Below are 17,304 nucleotides of genomic sequence, written 5' to 3'. Positions count from 1 at the left end.
ATGGATCTCGATTTCACGCCCCACGAGGAGGAGTTCCGGCGGATCGCCAGGTCGTGGCTGGAGGACAACGTCCCAGCGGCGCCGCTCGCTTCCATGGACACCGCCGAGGGGTTCGAGCAGCACCGCGAATGGGAGCGACAGCTCTCGGGCGGAGGCTGGTCGACGGTCTCGTGGCCGGTCGAGCACGGAGGTCAGGGTGCGAACCTGATCGAGTGGCTGGTCTTCGAGGAGGAGTACTACCGGGCCGATGCCCCAGGCCGGGTCAACCAGAACGGCATCTTCCTCCTCGGGCCGACCATCATCGAGCTCGGCACCGAAGAGCAGAAGGCCCGCTTCCTCCCGCCCATGTCCTCCGGGGACGAGATCTGGTGCCAGGGGTGGTCCGAGCCCGACGCCGGGAGCGACCTGGCCGCCATCCGCAGCCGGGCGGTCCGCGACGGCGACGACTACGTGCTCGACGGCCAGAAGACGTGGTGCTCCCGCGGCGCCTTCGCCGACTGGATGTTCGGGCTGTTCCGGACCGACCCCGCGGCGGAGCGCCATCGCGGGCTGACCTTCATCCTCGTGCCGATGGACGCCCACGGGGTGACGGTCCGCCCGATCGCCCAGCTCGACGGGGAGACCGGCTTCGCCGAAGTCTTCCTCGAGGGTGTCCGTGTCCCCGCCGCCAACGTGGTGGGGGAGCAGGACCGGGGCTGGAAGGTCGCCATGGCCACCGCCGGCTTCGAGCGGGGTCTCAGCCTGCGCAGCCCCGCCCGGTACACCGCGACGGCCGAGCGGCTCATCGACCTGTACGGCCGGGTGGGCGGCACCGCCGACGCCGCGCTGCCCGGCGAGGTGGTGCAGGCCTGGATGGACGCGGAGGCCTACCGGCTGCACACCTACTGGACGGTGTCGCGCATCATCGACGGTGGCTCCATCGGGGCCGAGTCCAGCCTCAACAAGCTGTGGTGGTCGGAGATGGACGTGCGCATGCACGAGACCGCTCTTCGCCTGCTGGGGCCGTCGGCCGAGCTCGTCGGGAAGGCGCCCAGCGTGGTGGACGACGGCCGGTGGCTCGACGGCTTCCTCTTCGCCCTGGCGGGGCCCATCTACGCCGGCACAAACGAGATCCAGCGCAACGTCGTCGCCGATCGGGTCCTGTCGCTTCCCCGGAGCTCGTGATGCGGTTCGCCTTCGACGAGGACCACGTGCTCTTTCGGACGACCGTGCGGGACTTCTTCGCCAAGGAGTGCACGCCCGCCGCCGTCCGGGAGGCATGGTCGAGCCACCGCGGATGGTCGACCGAACGATGGACGAAGCTGGCGGCACTGGGGGTCACCGGCCTGACCGTTCCCGAGAGCCACGGCGGACTGGGTATGGACGAGCTGTCGCTGGTCCTCGTGCTCGAGGAGTCGGGACGGGCCGGCCTTCCCGAGCCCATCGTGGACACCACGGCGGTGGGGGCACCCCTGCTGGCCGAGGTGGGGTCGGACGATCTGCGGGAGCGCTGGCTTCGCCCGGTGGCGGCCGGGCAGGCCATCCTCGGCGTCGGCCTGGCCGGGTATCCGTACGTGGACCACGCCGGGTCTGCCGACCTGCTCCTGCTCCAGCGGGGCGACGAGGTGCACGCCGTCGCGCCGGACCAGGTGACGATGTTCGAGCAGCCGTCGCTCGACGGCGCCCGCCGGCTCGCGACCGTCGAGTGGGAGCCGCGGGTCGGCACACGGCTTGCCGACGGCGAACGGGCCGCGGCGGCAGTCGAGTCCGCCCTCGACCGCGGCGCACTGGCCACGGCGGCCCAGCTGCTCGGCGTCTCGCAGCAGCTCATCAACCTCGCCGTCCAGCACGCCCGTCACCGGGTGCAGTTCGGGCAGCCGATCGGCGCCTTCCAGGCCGTCAAGCACATGCTCGCCGACGCCCTCCTCCGGCTGGAGCTGGCCCGGCCGGTCGTCTACCGGGCCGCCTACTCGGTGGCCCGCGACGAGCCCGAGCGGGCGCTCGACGTGTCCATGGCCAAGGCCTACGCCTCCGACGCGGCGACGCTCGCCTCTCGGGTCGCACTCCAGACCCACGGCGCCATCGGCTACACCTGGGAGCACGACCTCCACTTGTGGATGAAGCGGGGCTGGGCGCTGGCTGCGTCGTGGGGTGACGCCGCCTGGCACCGGGCTCGGGTTGGCGCAGCGGTCCTTCCGGTGCCCTAAGCTGATGGTGTATCAGATTCTGCGTGGCGCCAGCGCTGGCGGGCGCCACCCTGCCTAGGGAGCCACATTGGATTTCGAGCTCTCCCCCGAGCAGGTCGCCTTCCGGGAAGAGGTCGAGCGCTTTCTCGACGACAACGACGATCCCGAGGTGTTCGACGTCACGCGGGAGAACATGGCCCAGATCGTCGACACGCCGAAGAAGCGGGCGTTCATGCGCAAGGTCGGCGAGCACGGCTGGCTCGGGATCACCTGGCCCAAGGAGTGGGGCGGCCAGGAGAGCGACGGGGTCTACGAGTACCTCCTCAACGAGGCCCTGGCCCGTCGGGGCGGCCCGCAGATCGGCAAGGGCGTGGGGATCATCGGCAAGACGATCCTGGCCCACGGGAGCGACCGGCTGAAGAAGGAGTTCCTGCCCAAGATCCTGCGCAACGAGGTCGAGTTCGCCGTGGGCTACAGCGAGCCCGACGCCGGCTCCGACGCCGCTTCCATGAAGCTGCGAGCGACGCGCGATGGCGACGGCTGGCGGTTGAACGGCCAGAAGACGTGGACGACCTCGGCCCACTTTGCCGAGTGGTACTGGGTGGGCGCCCGCACCGACCCGGACGCGCCCAAGCATCGCGGGATCACTCTGTTCCTCGTCCCCCTCGACCAGCCCGGCATCACCATCAACGGCATCTGGACGATGGGCGACGAGCGCACCAACGACGTCTTCTTCGACGACGTCTGGGTGTCTGACGACTACGTCGTCGGCGAGCTGAACCGAGGCTTCCAGTACATCTCCGAGGCACTGGACCTCGAGCGGTTCACCATGTTCACGTTCTCGCCCATCGAGCAGCGGATGGACCTGCTGCGCGATTACGTGGCGACCGAGACGCGCGACGACGAGCGCCTGGGTGACGACCCGGTGGTCCGCCACGAGATCGCCCGCCTCGCCACCGACTGCGAGGTGGCGCGCGTGCTGGGGCTGCGCTTCGTGGCCAAGTCGATGAAGGGAGGCCCGCCCCCGACCACCGAGGCGTCGGAGTACAAGCTGTTCGCCACCGAGCTCTCCAAGCGGCTGGCGAACGCCTCCATGGACATCGGTGGTCCCGGCAGCCAGCTGCGGGTGCACACCGAGGACGCTCCGATGCAGGGACGGGCGGAGTCGACGTACCGCTACACGGTGATCGACACCCTCGGCGGCGGCGCCTCCGAGATCCAGAAGAACATCATCGCCCGCCGCAAGCTCGGCCTGCCCAAGAACTTCTGAGCGTGACCAGGCCGATGCTCGAGGGTGTCACCGTGCTCGATCTGGCGAGCGTGGGGCCGGCCGCACGGGCGTCGCGTTGGCTGGCCGACTACGGCGCCACGGTCGTGAAGGTCGGACCGGTCCCGGCCAGGGAAGGTGTGCACCTCACGCCGCCGTTCTTCGCGTACAGCGCCCACCGGGGCATGAAGCGTCTGCTCGTCGACCTCAAGTCCGGCGAGGGCAGGGAGGCCTTCCTGCGATTGGCCGAGGGGGTGGACGTGATCATCGAGAGCTTTCGTCCGGGCGTGACCGCCAGGCTGGGGATCGGCTACGACGACGTCCGGGGTCGCAACCCGCGCATCGTCTACTGCTCGACGACCGGGCACGGCCAGTCCGGACCCCACGCCGAGCGGGCCGGCCATGACCTCGACTACCTGGCCGTGAGCGGGTTCCTCGACTGCTCGGGACGGGGGGCCGAGGGCAAGCCGCCGATCCCGGGTGCGACGGTCGCCGACAGCGCCGGGGGCGGCATGCAGGCCGTGATCGGCATCCTTGCCGCCCTGGTGCGACGGGGCGCCAGCGGGGAGGGCGCCTACCTCGACGTGTCGGTCGCCGACGGCGTCGTGGCCCTCATGGCCCTGCAGATCGATGAGTACCTGGCCACCGGGGTCGTGCCCGGCCCCGGCCACGGGATGCTCACCGGGCGCTACGCCTGCTATGACACCTACCGGACGGCGGACGGAGGATGGGTGGCGGTGGCGGCGATCGAGCCGCGCTTCTGGGCCAACCTGTGCCGCGCCCTCGGCGTTCCGCAATGGGTCGATTGCCAGACCGACGACGAGGTCCAGGAGCGCATCAGGGCCGATCTGGCTGCGGTGTTCGCGACCCGCGATCGGGACGACTGGGTCGCCGAGCTGGCCGCGTCTGACGCCTGCGTCGCCCCGGTGCTCTCCGTGCCCGAGGTCGTGGAGGATCCGCAGCTGTCGGCGCGGGGCACGTTCGTGAAGGCGACGCACCCCCAGCACGGCACTTTTCTCCAGGTGGCCCCCGTGCTGGCGGGAACGGTCGCCCCGGCGGAGCCGGTTCGAGTGCGCGACGCGGGCAAGACCGACACCGACGAGCTACTGGTGGAGGCCGGGCTGTCCCCGGCAGAGTGCACCCGGCTCCGTGAATGCGGTGCGGTCGCATGAGCTCTCTTCCTGCGGACGTCGCCGAGGTCATTGGGCGCACGCAGTACGAGGAGGCCGGCGAGTTCCCGGTCGAGCGCAGCTACGTGTGGACCACGTGCGCGTCGGTGGAGAACGGCAACCCCCCCTTCTGGGACGACGAGGTGGCGTCGGCGGTCACCGGCGGTCCCGTGGCGCCGCCGACGATGCTGTCGGTGTGGTTTCGTCCCCACCATTGGGCACCGGGACGAGCGGGCGAGGCCCAGCCATTGCAGGTGCACTTCGACCTGAAGGAGCGCTTCGGGCTACCGGAGGCCGTGATCAGCGACAACACCATCACCTTCTTCGAGCCGGTGCGGCCGGGTGACGTCGTGTCCAGCCGCCAGGTACTGCAGTCGGTGAGCGAGGAGAAGACGACTCGCCTCGGAACGGGCCGGTTCTGGGTGATCGACGTCGAGTACCGCAACCACCGCGACGAGCTGGTGGGCGTGGAGTCCTACACGGGTTTTGGGTACCGGCGGGGCCCGTCGTGATGGTCCCCCGCCTCACCCTCGACGACGTGAAGGAGGGCCAGGAGCTGCCGCCGCTGTCCCACGAGGTCAGCGCCACCACCATCGTGCTCGGCGCGCTGGCCAGCCGGGACTGGCGACCGATGCACCACGACCACGACTTCGCGGTGAACCGCAACGGCATCCGCGACATCTTCATGAACACCCCCAACCAGGCGGCGTGGTTCGAGCGCTACCTGACCGACTGGACGGGCCCCAAGGGCCGACTGGGACGGATGCGGTTCCGGATGAAGGGGTCGGTCTTCCCGGGAGACACCATGGCGCTGTCGGGCGTGGTGCGCACCGTGGAGGTCGACGACACCGGCTGCGGCTGGGCCGAGGTCGACCTCGCCCTCCGGGTCGGCGACCAGACGTGCACCGAGTGCTCGGCCCGCATCGCCATCCCCGTCGCTCCCGACGACAACCCGTGGGCCCGGCGCGCCGAGCGCTGGCATCCCTGATCCCAAAGCCGACCGGAGGCATATCCGCCCATGGAGCTGGACTTCACCGCCGAGCAGGAGCTGCTCCGGGACGCCGTGCGGGGCATGTGCGCCAAGCACGCCAGCCTCGACGTCGTCCGCCAGATGGAGGGCGATGCGATCGGCTATCCCGACCAGCTGTGGGCGCAGCTGTTGGAGACGGGCATCCTCGGCCTCACCCTCCCCGAGCGGTGGGGCGGCTCTGGGATGTCGATGCTCGACGCCGTGGTGGTGTACGAGGAGCTGGGCCGGACGCTCGCGCCCTCACCACACTTTGTCAGCTCGGTCATGAGCGGTGGCGTGCTCGCCCTGGCCGGCACGGACGAGCAGCGCGATCGGTGGCTCGCCCCGATCGCGTCCGGGGACGCGGTCGTCACCCCCGCGTGGCTCGAGCCCGGGCGCGGATTCGGGCCGGCCGGGGTGCGGCTGTCGGCGACGGCCGAGGGCGAAGGCTGGCGGCTGACGGGGACGAAGCGCCATGTCGAGTACGCGGCTGCAGCCGATCGGCTGTTGGTGCTGGCGCGCTGCGGCGAGGCGCCAGATGCCGTGGTGCTGTCGCTGGTCGACCCACACGCCGATGGTGTGACGCTCACCCCTCAGCCCACGGTGGCGTCCGACAGCCAGTGCCGCGTGGACTTCGACGGAGTCTTGGTCGCTGGCGACGCGGTGGTGGGCACGCCCGGCGCCGGGTGGTCGGCGTGGGACCAGGTGATGCGCGACGGGATCGTGCTGCTCGCCGCCCAGGCGGTGGGCGGGGCCCGGTACGCCCTCGACATCACGGTCCAGTACGCCAAGGACCGGTTCCAGTTCGACAAGCCCCTCGGCGCCTTCCAGGCCATCTCCCACTATCTCGCTGACGCCGTCACCCGGGTCGACGGGGCCGAGACGCTGGTGTGGGAGGCGGCGTGGGCCCGGTCGACGGGCCGGTCGACGGCGCGCCTGGCTCCCATGGCCAAGCTGTTCGCCTGCCAGACCTTCCGTGACGTGACCGCCATGGCGCAGCAGGTCTTCGGGGGCGTCGGCTTCACCGTCGAGTACGACATCCAGCTGTACTTCCGCCGGGCCAAGCAGCTCCAGCTGTCCTGGTGGGATCCCCGCTACCTCGAGGAGCTGGTGGCGGTCGAGGTGCTCGACCGCTGAGCCACCAGGAGCTGGACTCGTCAGCCGGGTACTGCGAGGCCCGTCTCGTACGCGATCACGACCAGCTGGGCGCGGTCCCGGGCGTCGAGCTTGGTGAGCAGACGGCTGACGTGGGTCTTGGCCGTTGCCGGGCTCATCGACAGCTCGTTCGAGATCTCGGCGTTGGAACGTCCGCGGGCCACCAGCGCCAGCACCTCCCGCTCGCGTGCGGTGAGGTGCATCAACGCGTCCTGGGAGCGAACGGTGGGCTCTGGTCGGCTCACGAACTGCTCGATCAGGCGTCGCGTGACGCTCGGTGCCAGAAGAGCCTCGCCACTGGCGACGACGCGGATGGCGGCGAGCATCTCGTCAGGCGGGGTGTCCTTCAGGAGGAAGCCACTGGCCCCAGCTCGCAGGGCGGCATAGACGTACTCGTCGAGGTCGAACGTGGTGATGACCACGATCCGGACGGCGCTCGTCGTCACCGAGGCGGTGATGCGCCTCGTGGCCTCCAAGCCGTCCATCAACGGCATGCGGATGTCCATCAGCATGACGTCCGGTCGGACACGCTCGGCCAAGGCGACGGCTTCGCTCCCGTCGGCAGCCTCGCCGAGGACCGTCAGGTCAGGGGCCGAGTCGACCAGGACGCGGAGGCCGCCCCGTACGAGGGCCTGGTCGTCGACGACGACGACGCCGATGCTCACGGACGGTCGACGAGTGGAAGGTGGGCGGCGACCCGGAACCCCCCGTTCGGACCACCGCCCACGGTCAAGGAGCCGCCGTAGAGGGCCACCCGCTCGCGCATGCCGATGATCCCATGATGCTGGGGTTGGTCGTCGCTGCGGGCGCCGTTGCCATCACTGACCGAGATTTCGAGGCCGCGGCCGTCGTCGAAGATCTCGACATCGACCGCGTCGAGGGCGACCGAGATGGCGACGCGGGCGCGCGCCGGTCCCGCGTGCTTGACCACGTTGGTGAGCGCTTCCTGCACGATCCGGTAGACGGAGAGCTCTACGCCCTGGGGCAGCGAGATCGGCTCGCCACCGAGATCGAGCTCGACCGGCACTCCTGCCGCGCGCACCTGCTCGACGAGCCGGCCGAGGTCGTCGAGTCCCGGAGCCGGCGCCAGGGCGGGGGAGAGCTGATCGGCCTGGCGGAGCAAGCCGACGACCCGCCGCAGCTCGCCGAGGGCGCTCCGACTTGTCGTCTCCACCGATGCGAGGGCGCGGCGGGTCTCCGCCGGGTCGCTGTCGAGGACGTGACGCCCCGCGCCGGCCTGGATGGAGATGACGCTCAAACTGTGGGCGACCACGTCGTGGAGCTCCCGGGCGATGCGGACTCGCTCCTCGACCACCGACCGGCGCGCCCGTTCGACTTCCTCCCTCTGGCGCTGCGCGGCCTGTTCGGCCAGGCCGGCGGTGTAGGCCCGCCGGGCCCTGATGCTGTCCCCCACGAACCACGCCGCTGCCGCCACCACCGGACTGAACGTCAGATCGCCCTTGATCGTGGTCGTGAGCTCGGCCACGACGAGGGCCCCGACGAGCGCCACCTCGGCCGTCACGAGAGCGGAAAACGATCGTCGTCGATCGCACTGGGTGGCCACCGTGTACACGGCGAGGGCGATCGTCGGGTTGGGCCCGAAGGCGACACCGAAGCCGGTGGCCACGGTAAGGGCGACGGTCACGATGGCGAGCACGCCGATCGGGTGACGGCGACGAAGAGCGAGCGGGAGCGTGGCGGCCAGGCTGAGAAGGACCATCGGCCAGAGCGGGAGATTTCGCGAGAAGTTGTGATCGAGGCCGGCCAGGAACGGGACGGTCAGTCCGGCAAAGATGACCGCGAGCACGGCGTCGACGGCCTCCCACTGGGACCGGGTGACCCGCTTTGACAGCGGTGGTCGGGGCCCTTTGTCCAGCGGATTCGACCCTTCGGCCATGTTCGGAGGGTAGCCAGCCGATCGACGGACCGCATCCGCCCATGGATGGCAGTGCTCGTACGACTCCAGGTGTACGAGAGGCGTCGTGGAGGGCGTGGCCGTCGCCCTCGGGATGCAGACGAGAAAGATCCTCCAGGCCGACGACCGAGCCGGTTGGCTTGGTCACCATGAAGCCGTGTCGCGCACCCAGGAGGAGATCGATGATCGAGGCGAGAGACCTGACCAAGCGCTACGGACAGACGGTGGCTGTCGACCGGCTGTCGTTCGATGTCCGCCCGGGGCAGGTGACCGGCTTTCTCGGGCCCAATGGGTCAGGCAAGTCGACCACCATGCGCATGATCATGGGCCTCGACGCCCCCGACGGCGGTCGGGTGACGGTGAACGGCCGACCCTATGCCGAGCTGCCCTGGCCGCTGCGGGAGGTGGGGGCGCTGCTCGACGCCAGGGCCTTCCACCCCGGGCGTAGCGCCGCCAACCACCTCGTGGCCCTGGCCCAGACGAACAGCATCCGCCGTTCCCGGGTGGACGAGGTCCTCGAGCTGGTGGGGATGGCCAAAGTGGCCCATCGGCGAGCCGGGACCTTTTCGATGGGCATGGGCCAGCGCTTGGGCATCGCGGCCGCCCTACTCGGCGACCCGGCGATCCTCCTGTTCGACGAGCCCGTGAACGGCCTCGATCCCGACGGGATCCTCTGGGTGCGCAACCTGTTGAAATCCTTGGCGGCCGAGGGACGCACCATCTTCGTGTCGAGCCACCTCATGAGCGAGATGGCTCTCACCGCCGACCATCTGGTGGTCATCGGCCGGGGTCGGCTGATCGCCGAGACACCGATAGCCGACTTCGTCGCCCGGAGCTCCAAGCATTTTGTGCGAGTTCGCAGCCCCGACGGCGCCCGGCTGAGCTGGGCGCTGGCTGGCGCCGGGGCCACCATCGACGCCGAGGACGACGGGGCGCTCGCCGTTCACGGTCTCGCCGAGGCCGACATCGGGGAGCTGGCTGCCCAACAGCAGCTCGTGCTGCACGAGCTTTCGCCCCAGGCCGCCTCGCTGGAGGAGGCGTTCATGGAGCTCACCGCCGACGCATTGGAGTACGAGGGCGAGAAGAGCGTCGGCACCTTGAACGGATCCGAGACAGACGCCGGGCGGCTCGTGCCGGCGGGAAAGTGAGGTCATGATGCTCGCCACCGCTACCGAGACCCAGGTCGTGCCGACCGGCGGCTACAGGGCCGCCGGGGTGTTGCGATCGGAGTGGACGAAGTTCAGCACCGTCCGCTCGAGCACTTTGACCATCGCGGCCCTGGTCGGTGTGACCATTCTCATCGGGGCGCTGACCAGCGCGAGCGAGGCCTCCAACTGGGCCTCTCTCTCCCCGTTCCGGCGAGCCGCCTTCGACCCGACGAACTTCAGCCTGAACGGGCTGCTCTTCGGCCAGCTGGCCGTGGGCGTGCTCGGCGCGCTGGTCATGAGCAGCGAGTACGGGACTGGGCTGATCCGCTCCACCCTGGCGGCGGTGCCCAACAGGCGGCTCGTGCTCGGAGCCAAGGCCGCGGTGCTCGCCGGGGTGGTGCTGCTCGTCGGTGAGATCGTGTCGTTCTCCTCGTTCTTCCTCGGTCAGGCGATCCTCTCCGGATCGGCCCCATCGGCGGGCATCGGGGATCCCGGCGTGCTGCAGGCCGTCGTCGGCGGCGGGCTGTACCTGGCCGTGCTGGCCCTTCTGGGCCTGGGCATCGCCACCATCGTGCGGCACACGGCCGGGGCCATCAGCTCGTTCGTGGGGATCGTGCTCATCGCCCCGCTCATCGTGCAAGCGCTGCCATCTTCGATCGGCGACGCGGTGGGGAAGTACCTCCCTGTCAACATCGGCCACGCGCTCACCTCGGTCCAGCCCCAAGCCCACGCCTTCTCGCCCTGGGTCGGTTTTGGGCTGCTGGGCGCCTATGCCGCCGTGGCCCTGGCGCTCGGCGGCTGGCTCATGGTGCGCCGTGACGCATGAGCCAGGCGGCGCTGGTGTCGACGGAGACGACCCAGCTGACACACCGTCAGCTCGAGGGGTACGATCAGGTGCATGCAGCTCCCCAGGATCATCTCGGTGGACGACCACGTCGTCGAGCCGCCGACCGTGTGGTCGGACCGCCTGCCGTCCCGGTACCAGGACGTCGGTCCGCGCGTCCTGCAGGCTCCGGTGAAGGAGATCTCCTTCGTCGGCGGCAAGTTCGTGGCGGTCCCCGGCGAGCCGGGTGATCCCGGCGAGCCGGTCGACTGGTGGCTGTACGAGGAGCTGCGCCGTCCGTTGCTCAGAGTCGACGCCGCCGTCGGCCACGATCGGGACGAGATCACCATGAAGGGGACCACCTACGACTGGATGCGTCCGGGCGCCTGGCAGGTGAAGCCCCGCCTCGAGGACATGGACACCAACTGGATCGAGGCGTCGCTGTGCTTCCCGACGTTCCCGCGGTTCTGCGGCCAGACGTTCATGGAGGCCAACGACAAGGACCTCGCCCTCCTGTGCGTGAAGGCCTACAACGACTGGATGGTCGACGAGTGGTGTGGCGAGTCTGGCGGCCGCCTCATCCCGCTGACCCTCATCCCGCTGTGGGACGCCGAGCTGGGCGCGGCCGAGGTCAGGCGCAACGCCGAGCGCGGCGTCCGCGCCGTGTGCTTCTCGGAGATCCCGCCCTTCCTCGGACTCCCCTCGGTCCACGACAAGGACCACTACTGGGACCCCTTCTTCGCCGCCTGCGAAGAGACCCACACGGTCATCTGCATGCACATCGGGTCGTCCTCGAAGATGCCGTCGACGTCGAAGGACGCGCCCCCCGCCGTCGGTTCGACCCTCACCTTCGCCAACGCCTGCTACTCGCTGGTGGACTGGCTGATGTGCGGCGCCTTCAATCGCTTTCCCGACCTCAAGATCGCCTACTCGGAGGGCCAGATCGGCTGGATCCCCTACGTGCTCGAGCGAGCTGACGTCGTGTGGGAGGACAACCGGGCCTGGGGCGGCGTGGCCGAGAACGTCCTGCGCCCCCCCAGCGAGCTGTTCCGCGAGCACGTATACGGCTGCTTCTTCGATGATGCGCACGGGCTGCGCTCCCTCGACGACATCGGCGTCGACAACGTCACCTACGAGAGCGACTACCCCCACTCCGACAGCACCTGGCCCCGCACCCGCCAGATCGCCGAGGAGCAGATGAAGGACCTCGACCCCGTGGCGGTCGACAAGATCGTGCGGGGCAACGCCATCCGCATGCTCGCCCTCGACGGCTGACGGCGAGCGGCACCCGGGTGTCGCACCAGAGCTCGCCGCTACCCTTGTCCCCGTGCGCAGGGGGGGTCAGCAAGAAGGGCGGCGCACGCACCAGGTCGTTCCTTCTGACCTGGAGAGATGGTTGGATGCGCAGTCCCGCCGACCCCCACCGGCGCTCGGGCTGGGGGAGATTGCGCGGGCCGCTCTCCGGGCAGGCCGCCGGCGTCTCCTCCGGGTCGTCGTCGTCACGGCTCTCGTCTACGCCGTCCTTGGAGCGGGCAAGGCGCTCGGCGACGCCTTCGTCAATCCTGCCCACTCGTGGCCCCAGATCCTCGGTCAGGTCGCCTATTCGGCGGTCAACGTCCTCGGGATCACGTTCCTGACCGGATTCTTCATCCGCGCCGTCGGTGCCGCTGAGCACGGCCTCCCCGAGGAGAGCACGTGGCGGGTCCTGCGCACCCTGCCCTACCGGCGCATGATCGGAGCCGACCTCCTCGTCACGCTCTGCACGGCCGTGGGGTTCCTCGTGCTGGTGGTCCCTGGGTTCGTCGTGTTCACGCTTCTTGCCGTGACGGGTGCTGCCGTCAAGTTCGAGCACAGGGCCGGCATAGGAGCGCTGCGGCGATCGGCCCACGTCGTACGCCCCCACTTTCGGACGGTGTTCGTGCTGACAACCCTCCCCATTTTTGTGGGAGGCGCCATCACCAAGACGGTCGTGGCCCTCGTGCCGCATCACCTTGCCGTGTACTTCCTTGTCCGACTCGTGGCCGAGGGCAGCGCCGCGGCCGTGTGCGGGCTCATGCAGTCGGAGGTCGGATACCGGCTCCTGGCTGCGACCCGAGCGCAGGAGGAGACCGCTCGGCCCCAGCCTTGACGCCCTACGACCGAAGAACGAGCTCGAGGCCGCGCACCGGGCAGAGAGGTACAAGAGGAGGATGGTGGCATGAGAACCAGTGCGATGCGTACGAAGGACGTGGCAGGCCAGGGTGACGCGGTGCCCAGCGATGGAAAGGTGGTCGATGTCGGCGGGCCGGTCTTCTATCGCGAGTGGGACGGGCCGAGGGATCTCACTGTCGTGTGCGTGCACGGGATGGGCGGTTCGCATCGCGACTGGGAGGGGGTGGCTGCGATGCTGGCCAGCCGTGGTCGCGTCATCGCCCTCGACCTGCCGGGGTTCGGCCGGAGCCCTCGCCGAGGCCGGCGTATGACTCTGAGCGGTGCCCAGGCGGTACTGTCGGGGTTCCTGGCAATGGTGGCCGACGCTCCCGTCGTGCTCATTGGCACCTCGTTCGGTGGCGGCATCGCGTCCCTGCAAACAGCTCGCGAGACGGCCTCGGTACGCGGGCTGATCCTCAGCAGCAGCTATCTGCCCGCGTTCTACGGAGGCTGGCGAGCGCCGATCGTCGGAGTAGCCATGACGACGGAGCAGGTGGGCGGGATGGCCCGCGGCCTGCGCCAGTCGCTCCTCAGCTCCGCAGTCGTCAGGCCGGCCGACTGCGCCGATGACGAGAGCCACGAGGGCAGAAACGATCCCGCCGTGCGCGTCTCCGCCCGAGATCGGCGAGTGGCTGGCGTGGAGGCGGTCACCTCCCTCGTTGGCCTGTCAGTGCGGCCCTGGCTCGCTTGGCGCATTTACGACCAGATCCACTGCCCGGTCCTGGTGCTCCACGGCGAGGAGGACCAGGAGGTGCCGGTGACCTGGGCCTATCTGGCCAAGCGGCGCCATCCGGATTGGGAGCTGCGCGTCCACGCCGGGGTCCCTCACGTGGTCAAGCTGGCCAACCCGGAGTGGTGGATCCGCGATGTCGAGCGCTGGCTCGACCGGCTACCACCGCCAGCCTGAGCGGAGCCGCGACGGCGCTGACCAGGTCTCGATGGGCGCCGCACCCCAGCAGCCGTGGCCGTTCGGCAACGGCGTGCTCGGTCCGACCCCGCCGTAGGGGCCGCCGCCTCCAGGTGACCGTAAGGTGGCCCCAGTGGCGAGGGTCGACTACAGCGGCCGAATGGCCAGCGTCTACGGCGCCGGCCGTCGGCTGGCGCCGGAGGCCATGTCGGCCTGGATGGACGCCGCCTCCTCGCGGGTCGGCGCTGCTGACGGTCCGATCCTCGATCTGGGTTCGGGGACCGGGCGCTTCTCCTCGGCGCTGGGGGCGCGCTTCGGGGTGATGGTGGTGGCCGTGGAGCCCGCCGAGGGCATGCGCCACCAGGCGGTGACGGATGACGTCGGCCGTGCGGTGGCGATGGTGGCGGGGAGGGCGGAGTCGGTGCCGGTGCGCGACGGAGCTTTTGTCGCGGTGTGGGCGTCCCAGGTGGTCCACCATGTGGACGACCTGCCTGCGTGCGCGGCCGAGCTGCGTCGGGTGGTGCGACCGGGTGGTCCGGTACTGCTGCGGGGCACTTTCGAGGCCACCTGTCCCCTCATCCCGTGGGCCCCGTACTTCCCCGAGGCGATTCGCATCGCCACCGAGCGGTTCCCGACGCTGGAGGAGATCACCGCCGCGTTCGATGCCGCCGGCCTGCATCGCCGGGCCCACGACATCATCTGGCAGACGACCGCCGGGAGCATGGGCGAGCTAGCGGAGCGGGTCCGGCTGCGGGCCGACAGCACCCTCGAGCTCCTCACGATCGACGAGTTCGCCGCCGGGCTGGCCCGCCTCGAGGCCGCGGCCGCGGCAGAGACTTCGCCGGTCCCTGTGCGCGAGGCGATCGAGCTGGTCGCGTTCGCGTCGGCGGCCTAGATGAGCTGCGGGTGCGGCGACTTCAGTTGAGCGAGTGCTGGGGATGAAATTGGGGGGCGATCTTGCCGGGCCGACGGTACTCTTTGCCCGTGCGCTGAGCGACGGACCCTAACCCTCGTCCCTTCCCGGAGGTCTCGTTGCCCGCACCCAGCCTTTCTACGTCTTCTGCCACCCTGACTGCGACCGGCGTCAGCCGTTACCTCGGCGGACGCGCCGTCCTTCGGGACGTCTCGCTGGTGGTGGGGCCCACGACCCGGCTCGGCATCGTCGGTCCCAACGGAGTCGGAAAGTCGACGCTGCTGCGGATCCTCGCCGGCCTCGACCGGCCCGACGCCGGCATGGTCGACATCGCCCCCCGCACTGCCACGGTCGGCTACCTGGCCCAAGAGCCGGCGCCGAGCGACGACGAGACTGTCAGCGGCTTTCTCCACCGCACGACCGGTGTGGCGGCTGCCGATGCAGTCCTCGAGCGGGCGGCAGACGCTCTGGGACGCGGAGAGCGCCGCTCGGCGGAGGTCTACGCCGATGCCCTCGAACGTTGGGAAGGGCTGGGTGCCAGCGATCTGGATTCCCGGGTCGAGGCTGTGCTCGTCCAGCTTGGGTTGCCACCGGACCTGCTCGACCGTCCCACCGCGGGGCTTTCCGGCGGCCAGGCGGCCCGGCTGGCGCTGGCGGCAATCCGTCTGTCTCGCTTCGACGTCACCCTGCTCGATGAGCCCACCAACGGCTTGGACTTCGACGGATTGGCTCGCCTCGAGGCGATCGTCACCCAAGGCACGGGCGGCCTGGTGATCGTTTCCCACGACCGTGCCTTCCTCGACCGGACGATCACATCGGTGCTGGAGCTCGACGAGCACGAGCACACCGGTCAGCTGTACCGAGGCGGCTGGTCCGCCTATCTCGAACAGCGGGCCACGGCTCGTCGGCACGCCGAAGAGGCGTACTCCGACTATCAGACACAACGACGGGTGCTGCTCGGCCGGGCTCGGCGGGAGCGCCAGTGGGCCACGAGCGGGGTGAGCCGGGAGAAACGTCGCCAGCCGGACAACGACAAGGCTCAGCGCGACTTTCGTATCAACCGCACGGAGCAGCTCGCTGCTCGAGCACGTCGAACCGAGCGCCAGCTCGCACGTCTCGAGAGCGTGGACAAGCCGTGGGAAGGGTGGAACCTGCGCTTCGCAATCGGGGAAGCTCCCCGAGCCGGAGCGGTGGTGGCTCGCCTCGAGCACGCCGTCGTGGCACGGGGGTCGTTCCGGCTCGGACCCCTCGACGTTGAGATCGGCTGGGGGGAACGCGTTGCTCTCGTGGGGCCAAACGGCTTCGGCAAGACCACCCTGCTCGAGGCGCTGCTCGGACGGCTGCCGCTCACGAGCGGACATCGGTGGATCGGCCCGGGCGTCGTCACGGGCGAGCTCGGACAGGATCGGGCGGCCTTGGCGGGCACATCAACGGTGCTGGAGGCCTTCATTTCTACAAGCGGACTCAGCGTGACAGAGGCGCGCTCGATCCTGGCCAAGTTCGGCCTCGGCGCTGAACACCTCACGCGGCCGGAGCGATCACTGTCGCCCGGCGAGCGCACCCGCGCCGAGTTGGCAGGGTTCCAGGCACGGGGCGTGAACCTCGTGGTGCTCGACGAACCGACGAACCATCTCGATCTGCCTGCGATCGAGCAGCTGGAGGAGGCCCTCGCCGGTTACGCGGGGACGCTGGTCCTGGTGACCCACGATCGCCAGCTGCTCGACGCCGTGGACCTCACCCGCACGATCGATCTCGGCACCCGGAGCTGACGGATGGCGATCTCGCCCGGGTGGCCTGAATCGAGCAATGGCGGCGGTATCGGAGGCGTGGATGCCAAGGCCCCAGGCGTCAGTCGGGTGGTAGCCCGAGGTCGTGGCGCACAGCGTTGGCGGCGGTGTTGAATGTAGCGATGGCGGCATTGACCTGCGCGGCGTCGTAGCCGAAGGGGTTCGACGCCGCGATACGGAGTTGGTTGAGGGCGGCGGCGCTGGACGACCCGAAGGCGCCGATGTCGGTCTTCATCGAAGCCGGCCAGCGCAGTGCGGCGATCCGGTGGTCTTGGTCGCCGATCGCAGCGACCTCCTGGTTCAGCGCAGCGGTGATCGCCGGTCCGTTCTTGGCGAGGATCCCTTGTTGCTCCTGCTGGCTCGTGGCCGCACCTGCGGCCCGGATCCTCTGCTCGGCGTCGAGCCATTGCGAGCGGAGGTAGTTGATGTCGCTCGCTTGCCGTCGGGCCGCAGCCGACGTCGGGGCGGCTCGGCTCGCGGAGCTCGTGACGGTCGTGGACAGCGCCAACGGTGTGAGCGGGATTGGAGCCGAGGCCCTGCCGGCGGAACCCAACGCGGCGACCGCCGCCACCACCGCCGTCAGGGCCGCGAGGATGCCAACGGCGATCCTCACCCTCCCCAGCGACATCTTCCCTTCCTCCCACGTCGATGCGTGGATCGAAGCCCATATTGCCTGGTTTCCCATATGGGCGTCGAGTGCCTTGACATCGAACATGTGTTCGAGTAAGGTCAGCGGTGCCTTCGTGGGCGGGGCAGTCTCCGTCCTCCTCTAGTCGTCGAACCCGGTCTGTGCGGGGAGAGGAGTGGCGTGCCCGCGAGCCTGCTGGAGGCCGTGCGAAGGCTGTCGGAGGCCCTG

At 69.8% G+C, this 17,304-nt stretch carries 17 protein-coding genes; 14 read left to right on the top strand and 3 right to left on the bottom strand.

Annotated features, from left to right (window positions below; all coding sequences use genetic code 11):
- From VH112_04485 to VH112_04455, 7 genes are all read left to right on the top strand, one after another.
- Positions 1 to 1,164, top strand: a complete 1,164-nt coding sequence (locus tag VH112_04485; GenBank protein ID HEX4539481.1) for an acyl-CoA dehydrogenase family protein — start codon at positions 1 to 3, stop codon at positions 1,162 to 1,164.
- Entirely contained in the window at positions 1,164 to 2,186 is a 1,023-nt protein-coding gene (locus VH112_04480) for an acyl-CoA dehydrogenase family protein (protein HEX4539480.1), read from the top strand. Before VH112_04485 ends, VH112_04480 begins: the two co-directional genes overlap by 1 nt.
- Positions 2,187 to 2,253: 67 nt before the next feature.
- Complete coding sequence (locus VH112_04475) at positions 2,254 to 3,435, top strand: acyl-CoA dehydrogenase family protein (protein HEX4539479.1); 1,182 nt, start codon at positions 2,254 to 2,256, stop codon at positions 3,433 to 3,435.
- A gap of 2 nt (positions 3,436 to 3,437) precedes the next feature.
- Positions 3,438 to 4,604, top strand: a complete 1,167-nt coding sequence (locus VH112_04470) for a CaiB/BaiF CoA-transferase family protein (GenBank protein HEX4539478.1) — start codon at positions 3,438 to 3,440, stop codon at positions 4,602 to 4,604.
- Positions 4,601 to 5,113 (top strand): MaoC family dehydratase N-terminal domain-containing protein, encoded by a 513-nt coding sequence (locus tag VH112_04465; protein HEX4539477.1) that lies wholly within the window; start codon positions 4,601 to 4,603, stop codon positions 5,111 to 5,113. The genes VH112_04470 and VH112_04465 overlap by 4 nt, the downstream gene beginning before the upstream one ends.
- Positions 5,113 to 5,589, top strand: coding sequence for a hypothetical protein (locus VH112_04460; GenBank protein ID HEX4539476.1), 477 nt, complete (start codon positions 5,113 to 5,115; stop codon positions 5,587 to 5,589). The genes VH112_04465 and VH112_04460 overlap by 1 nt, the downstream gene beginning before the upstream one ends.
- Positions 5,590 to 5,619: 30 nt before the next feature.
- The gene (locus tag VH112_04455; protein ID HEX4539475.1) at positions 5,620 to 6,747 is read left to right on the top strand and encodes an acyl-CoA dehydrogenase family protein; all 1,128 of its coding nucleotides are present in this window, start codon (positions 5,620 to 5,622) and stop codon (positions 6,745 to 6,747) included.
- Positions 6,748 to 6,767: 20 nt separating this feature from the next.
- Here the strand turns inward: VH112_04455 and VH112_04450 are convergent, their stop codons facing one another.
- Both VH112_04450 and VH112_04445 read right to left on the bottom strand, forming a co-directional pair.
- The gene (locus VH112_04450) at positions 6,768 to 7,430 is read right to left on the bottom strand and encodes a response regulator transcription factor (GenBank protein ID HEX4539474.1); all 663 of its coding nucleotides are present in this window, start codon (positions 7,428 to 7,430) and stop codon (positions 6,768 to 6,770) included.
- Positions 7,427 to 8,662 carry a sensor histidine kinase gene (locus VH112_04445; protein HEX4539473.1) on the bottom strand — a complete coding sequence of 412 codons (1,236 nt, stop codon included), beginning with the start codon at positions 8,660 to 8,662 and terminating at the stop codon, positions 7,427 to 7,429. Before VH112_04445 ends, VH112_04450 begins: the two co-directional genes overlap by 4 nt.
- Positions 8,663 to 8,862: 200 nt before the next feature.
- On the opposite strand from VH112_04445, the gene VH112_04440 reads away from it, so the two are divergent.
- The 7 genes from VH112_04440 (at position 8,863) to VH112_04410 (ending at position 16,430) form a co-directional block, all read left to right on the top strand.
- Positions 8,863 to 9,828 (top strand): ABC transporter ATP-binding protein, encoded by a 966-nt coding sequence (locus tag VH112_04440; GenBank protein ID HEX4539472.1) that lies wholly within the window; start codon positions 8,863 to 8,865, stop codon positions 9,826 to 9,828.
- A 4-nt stretch (positions 9,829 to 9,832) separates the two neighbouring features.
- The gene (locus VH112_04435; protein ID HEX4539471.1) at positions 9,833 to 10,654 is read left to right on the top strand and encodes a hypothetical protein; all 822 of its coding nucleotides are present in this window, start codon (positions 9,833 to 9,835) and stop codon (positions 10,652 to 10,654) included.
- Between the two features lie 72 nt (positions 10,655 to 10,726).
- Positions 10,727 to 11,926: an amidohydrolase family protein gene (locus VH112_04430; GenBank protein ID HEX4539470.1), complete on the top strand. Its 1,200-nt coding sequence runs from the start codon at positions 10,727 to 10,729 to the stop codon at positions 11,924 to 11,926.
- 52 nt (positions 11,927 to 11,978) lie between these two features.
- Positions 11,979 to 12,779 (top strand): hypothetical protein, encoded by an 801-nt coding sequence (locus VH112_04425; protein HEX4539469.1) that lies wholly within the window; start codon positions 11,979 to 11,981, stop codon positions 12,777 to 12,779.
- A 69-nt stretch (positions 12,780 to 12,848) separates the two neighbouring features.
- Positions 12,849 to 13,748, top strand: coding sequence for an alpha/beta hydrolase (locus VH112_04420; GenBank protein ID HEX4539468.1), 900 nt, complete (start codon positions 12,849 to 12,851; stop codon positions 13,746 to 13,748).
- A 133-nt stretch (positions 13,749 to 13,881) separates the two neighbouring features.
- The gene (locus VH112_04415) at positions 13,882 to 14,643 is read left to right on the top strand and encodes a class I SAM-dependent methyltransferase (protein ID HEX4539467.1); all 762 of its coding nucleotides are present in this window, start codon (positions 13,882 to 13,884) and stop codon (positions 14,641 to 14,643) included.
- Positions 14,644 to 14,780: 137 nt separating this feature from the next.
- On the top strand, positions 14,781 to 16,430 hold the full coding sequence (locus VH112_04410; GenBank protein HEX4539466.1) for an ABC-F family ATP-binding cassette domain-containing protein: 1,650 nt from the start codon (positions 14,781 to 14,783) through the stop codon (positions 16,428 to 16,430).
- Positions 16,431 to 16,509: 79 nt separating this feature from the next.
- Here the strand turns inward: VH112_04410 and VH112_04405 are convergent, their stop codons facing one another.
- A complete protein-coding gene (locus tag VH112_04405) occupies positions 16,510 to 17,076 on the bottom strand; it encodes a hypothetical protein (GenBank protein ID HEX4539465.1) in 567 nt (188 codons plus the stop codon).
- Positions 17,077 to 17,304: the final 228 nt, after the last annotated feature.

It is taken from the genome of Acidimicrobiales bacterium, assembly GCA_036270875.1.
In the GTDB taxonomy this organism is placed as follows: Bacteria; Actinomycetota; Acidimicrobiia; order Acidimicrobiales; family AC-9; genus AC-9.
This window is presented reverse-complemented; position numbering and strand designations above follow the sequence as displayed.

Bases quoted from the DNA above. Each gene is read 5' to 3' on its own strand.
- VH112_04485 (HEX4539481.1), top strand. From the start codon at position 1: ATGGATCTCGATTTCACGCCCCACGAGGAGGAGTTCCGGCGGATCGCC.
- VH112_04480 (HEX4539480.1), top strand. From the start codon at position 1,164: ATGCGGTTCGCCTTCGACGAGGACCACGTGCTCTTTCGGACGACCGTG.
- VH112_04465 (HEX4539477.1), top strand. From the start codon at position 4,601: ATGAGCTCTCTTCCTGCGGACGTCGCCGAGGTCATTGGGCGCACGCAG.
- VH112_04460 (HEX4539476.1), top strand. From the start codon at position 5,113: ATGGTCCCCCGCCTCACCCTCGACGACGTGAAGGAGGGCCAGGAGCTG.
- VH112_04455 (HEX4539475.1), top strand. From the start codon at position 5,620: ATGGAGCTGGACTTCACCGCCGAGCAGGAGCTGCTCCGGGACGCCGTG.
- VH112_04445 (HEX4539473.1), bottom strand. From the start codon at position 8,662: ATGGCCGAAGGGTCGAATCCGCTGGACAAAGGGCCCCGACCACCGCTG.
- VH112_04440 (HEX4539472.1), top strand. From the start codon at position 8,863: ATGATCGAGGCGAGAGACCTGACCAAGCGCTACGGACAGACGGTGGCT.
- VH112_04435 (HEX4539471.1), top strand. From the start codon at position 9,833: ATGATGCTCGCCACCGCTACCGAGACCCAGGTCGTGCCGACCGGCGGC.
- VH112_04430 (HEX4539470.1), top strand. From the start codon at position 10,727: ATGCAGCTCCCCAGGATCATCTCGGTGGACGACCACGTCGTCGAGCCG.
- VH112_04420 (HEX4539468.1), top strand. From the start codon at position 12,849: ATGAGAACCAGTGCGATGCGTACGAAGGACGTGGCAGGCCAGGGTGAC.
- VH112_04405 (HEX4539465.1), bottom strand. From the start codon at position 17,076: ATGTCGCTGGGGAGGGTGAGGATCGCCGTTGGCATCCTCGCGGCCCTG.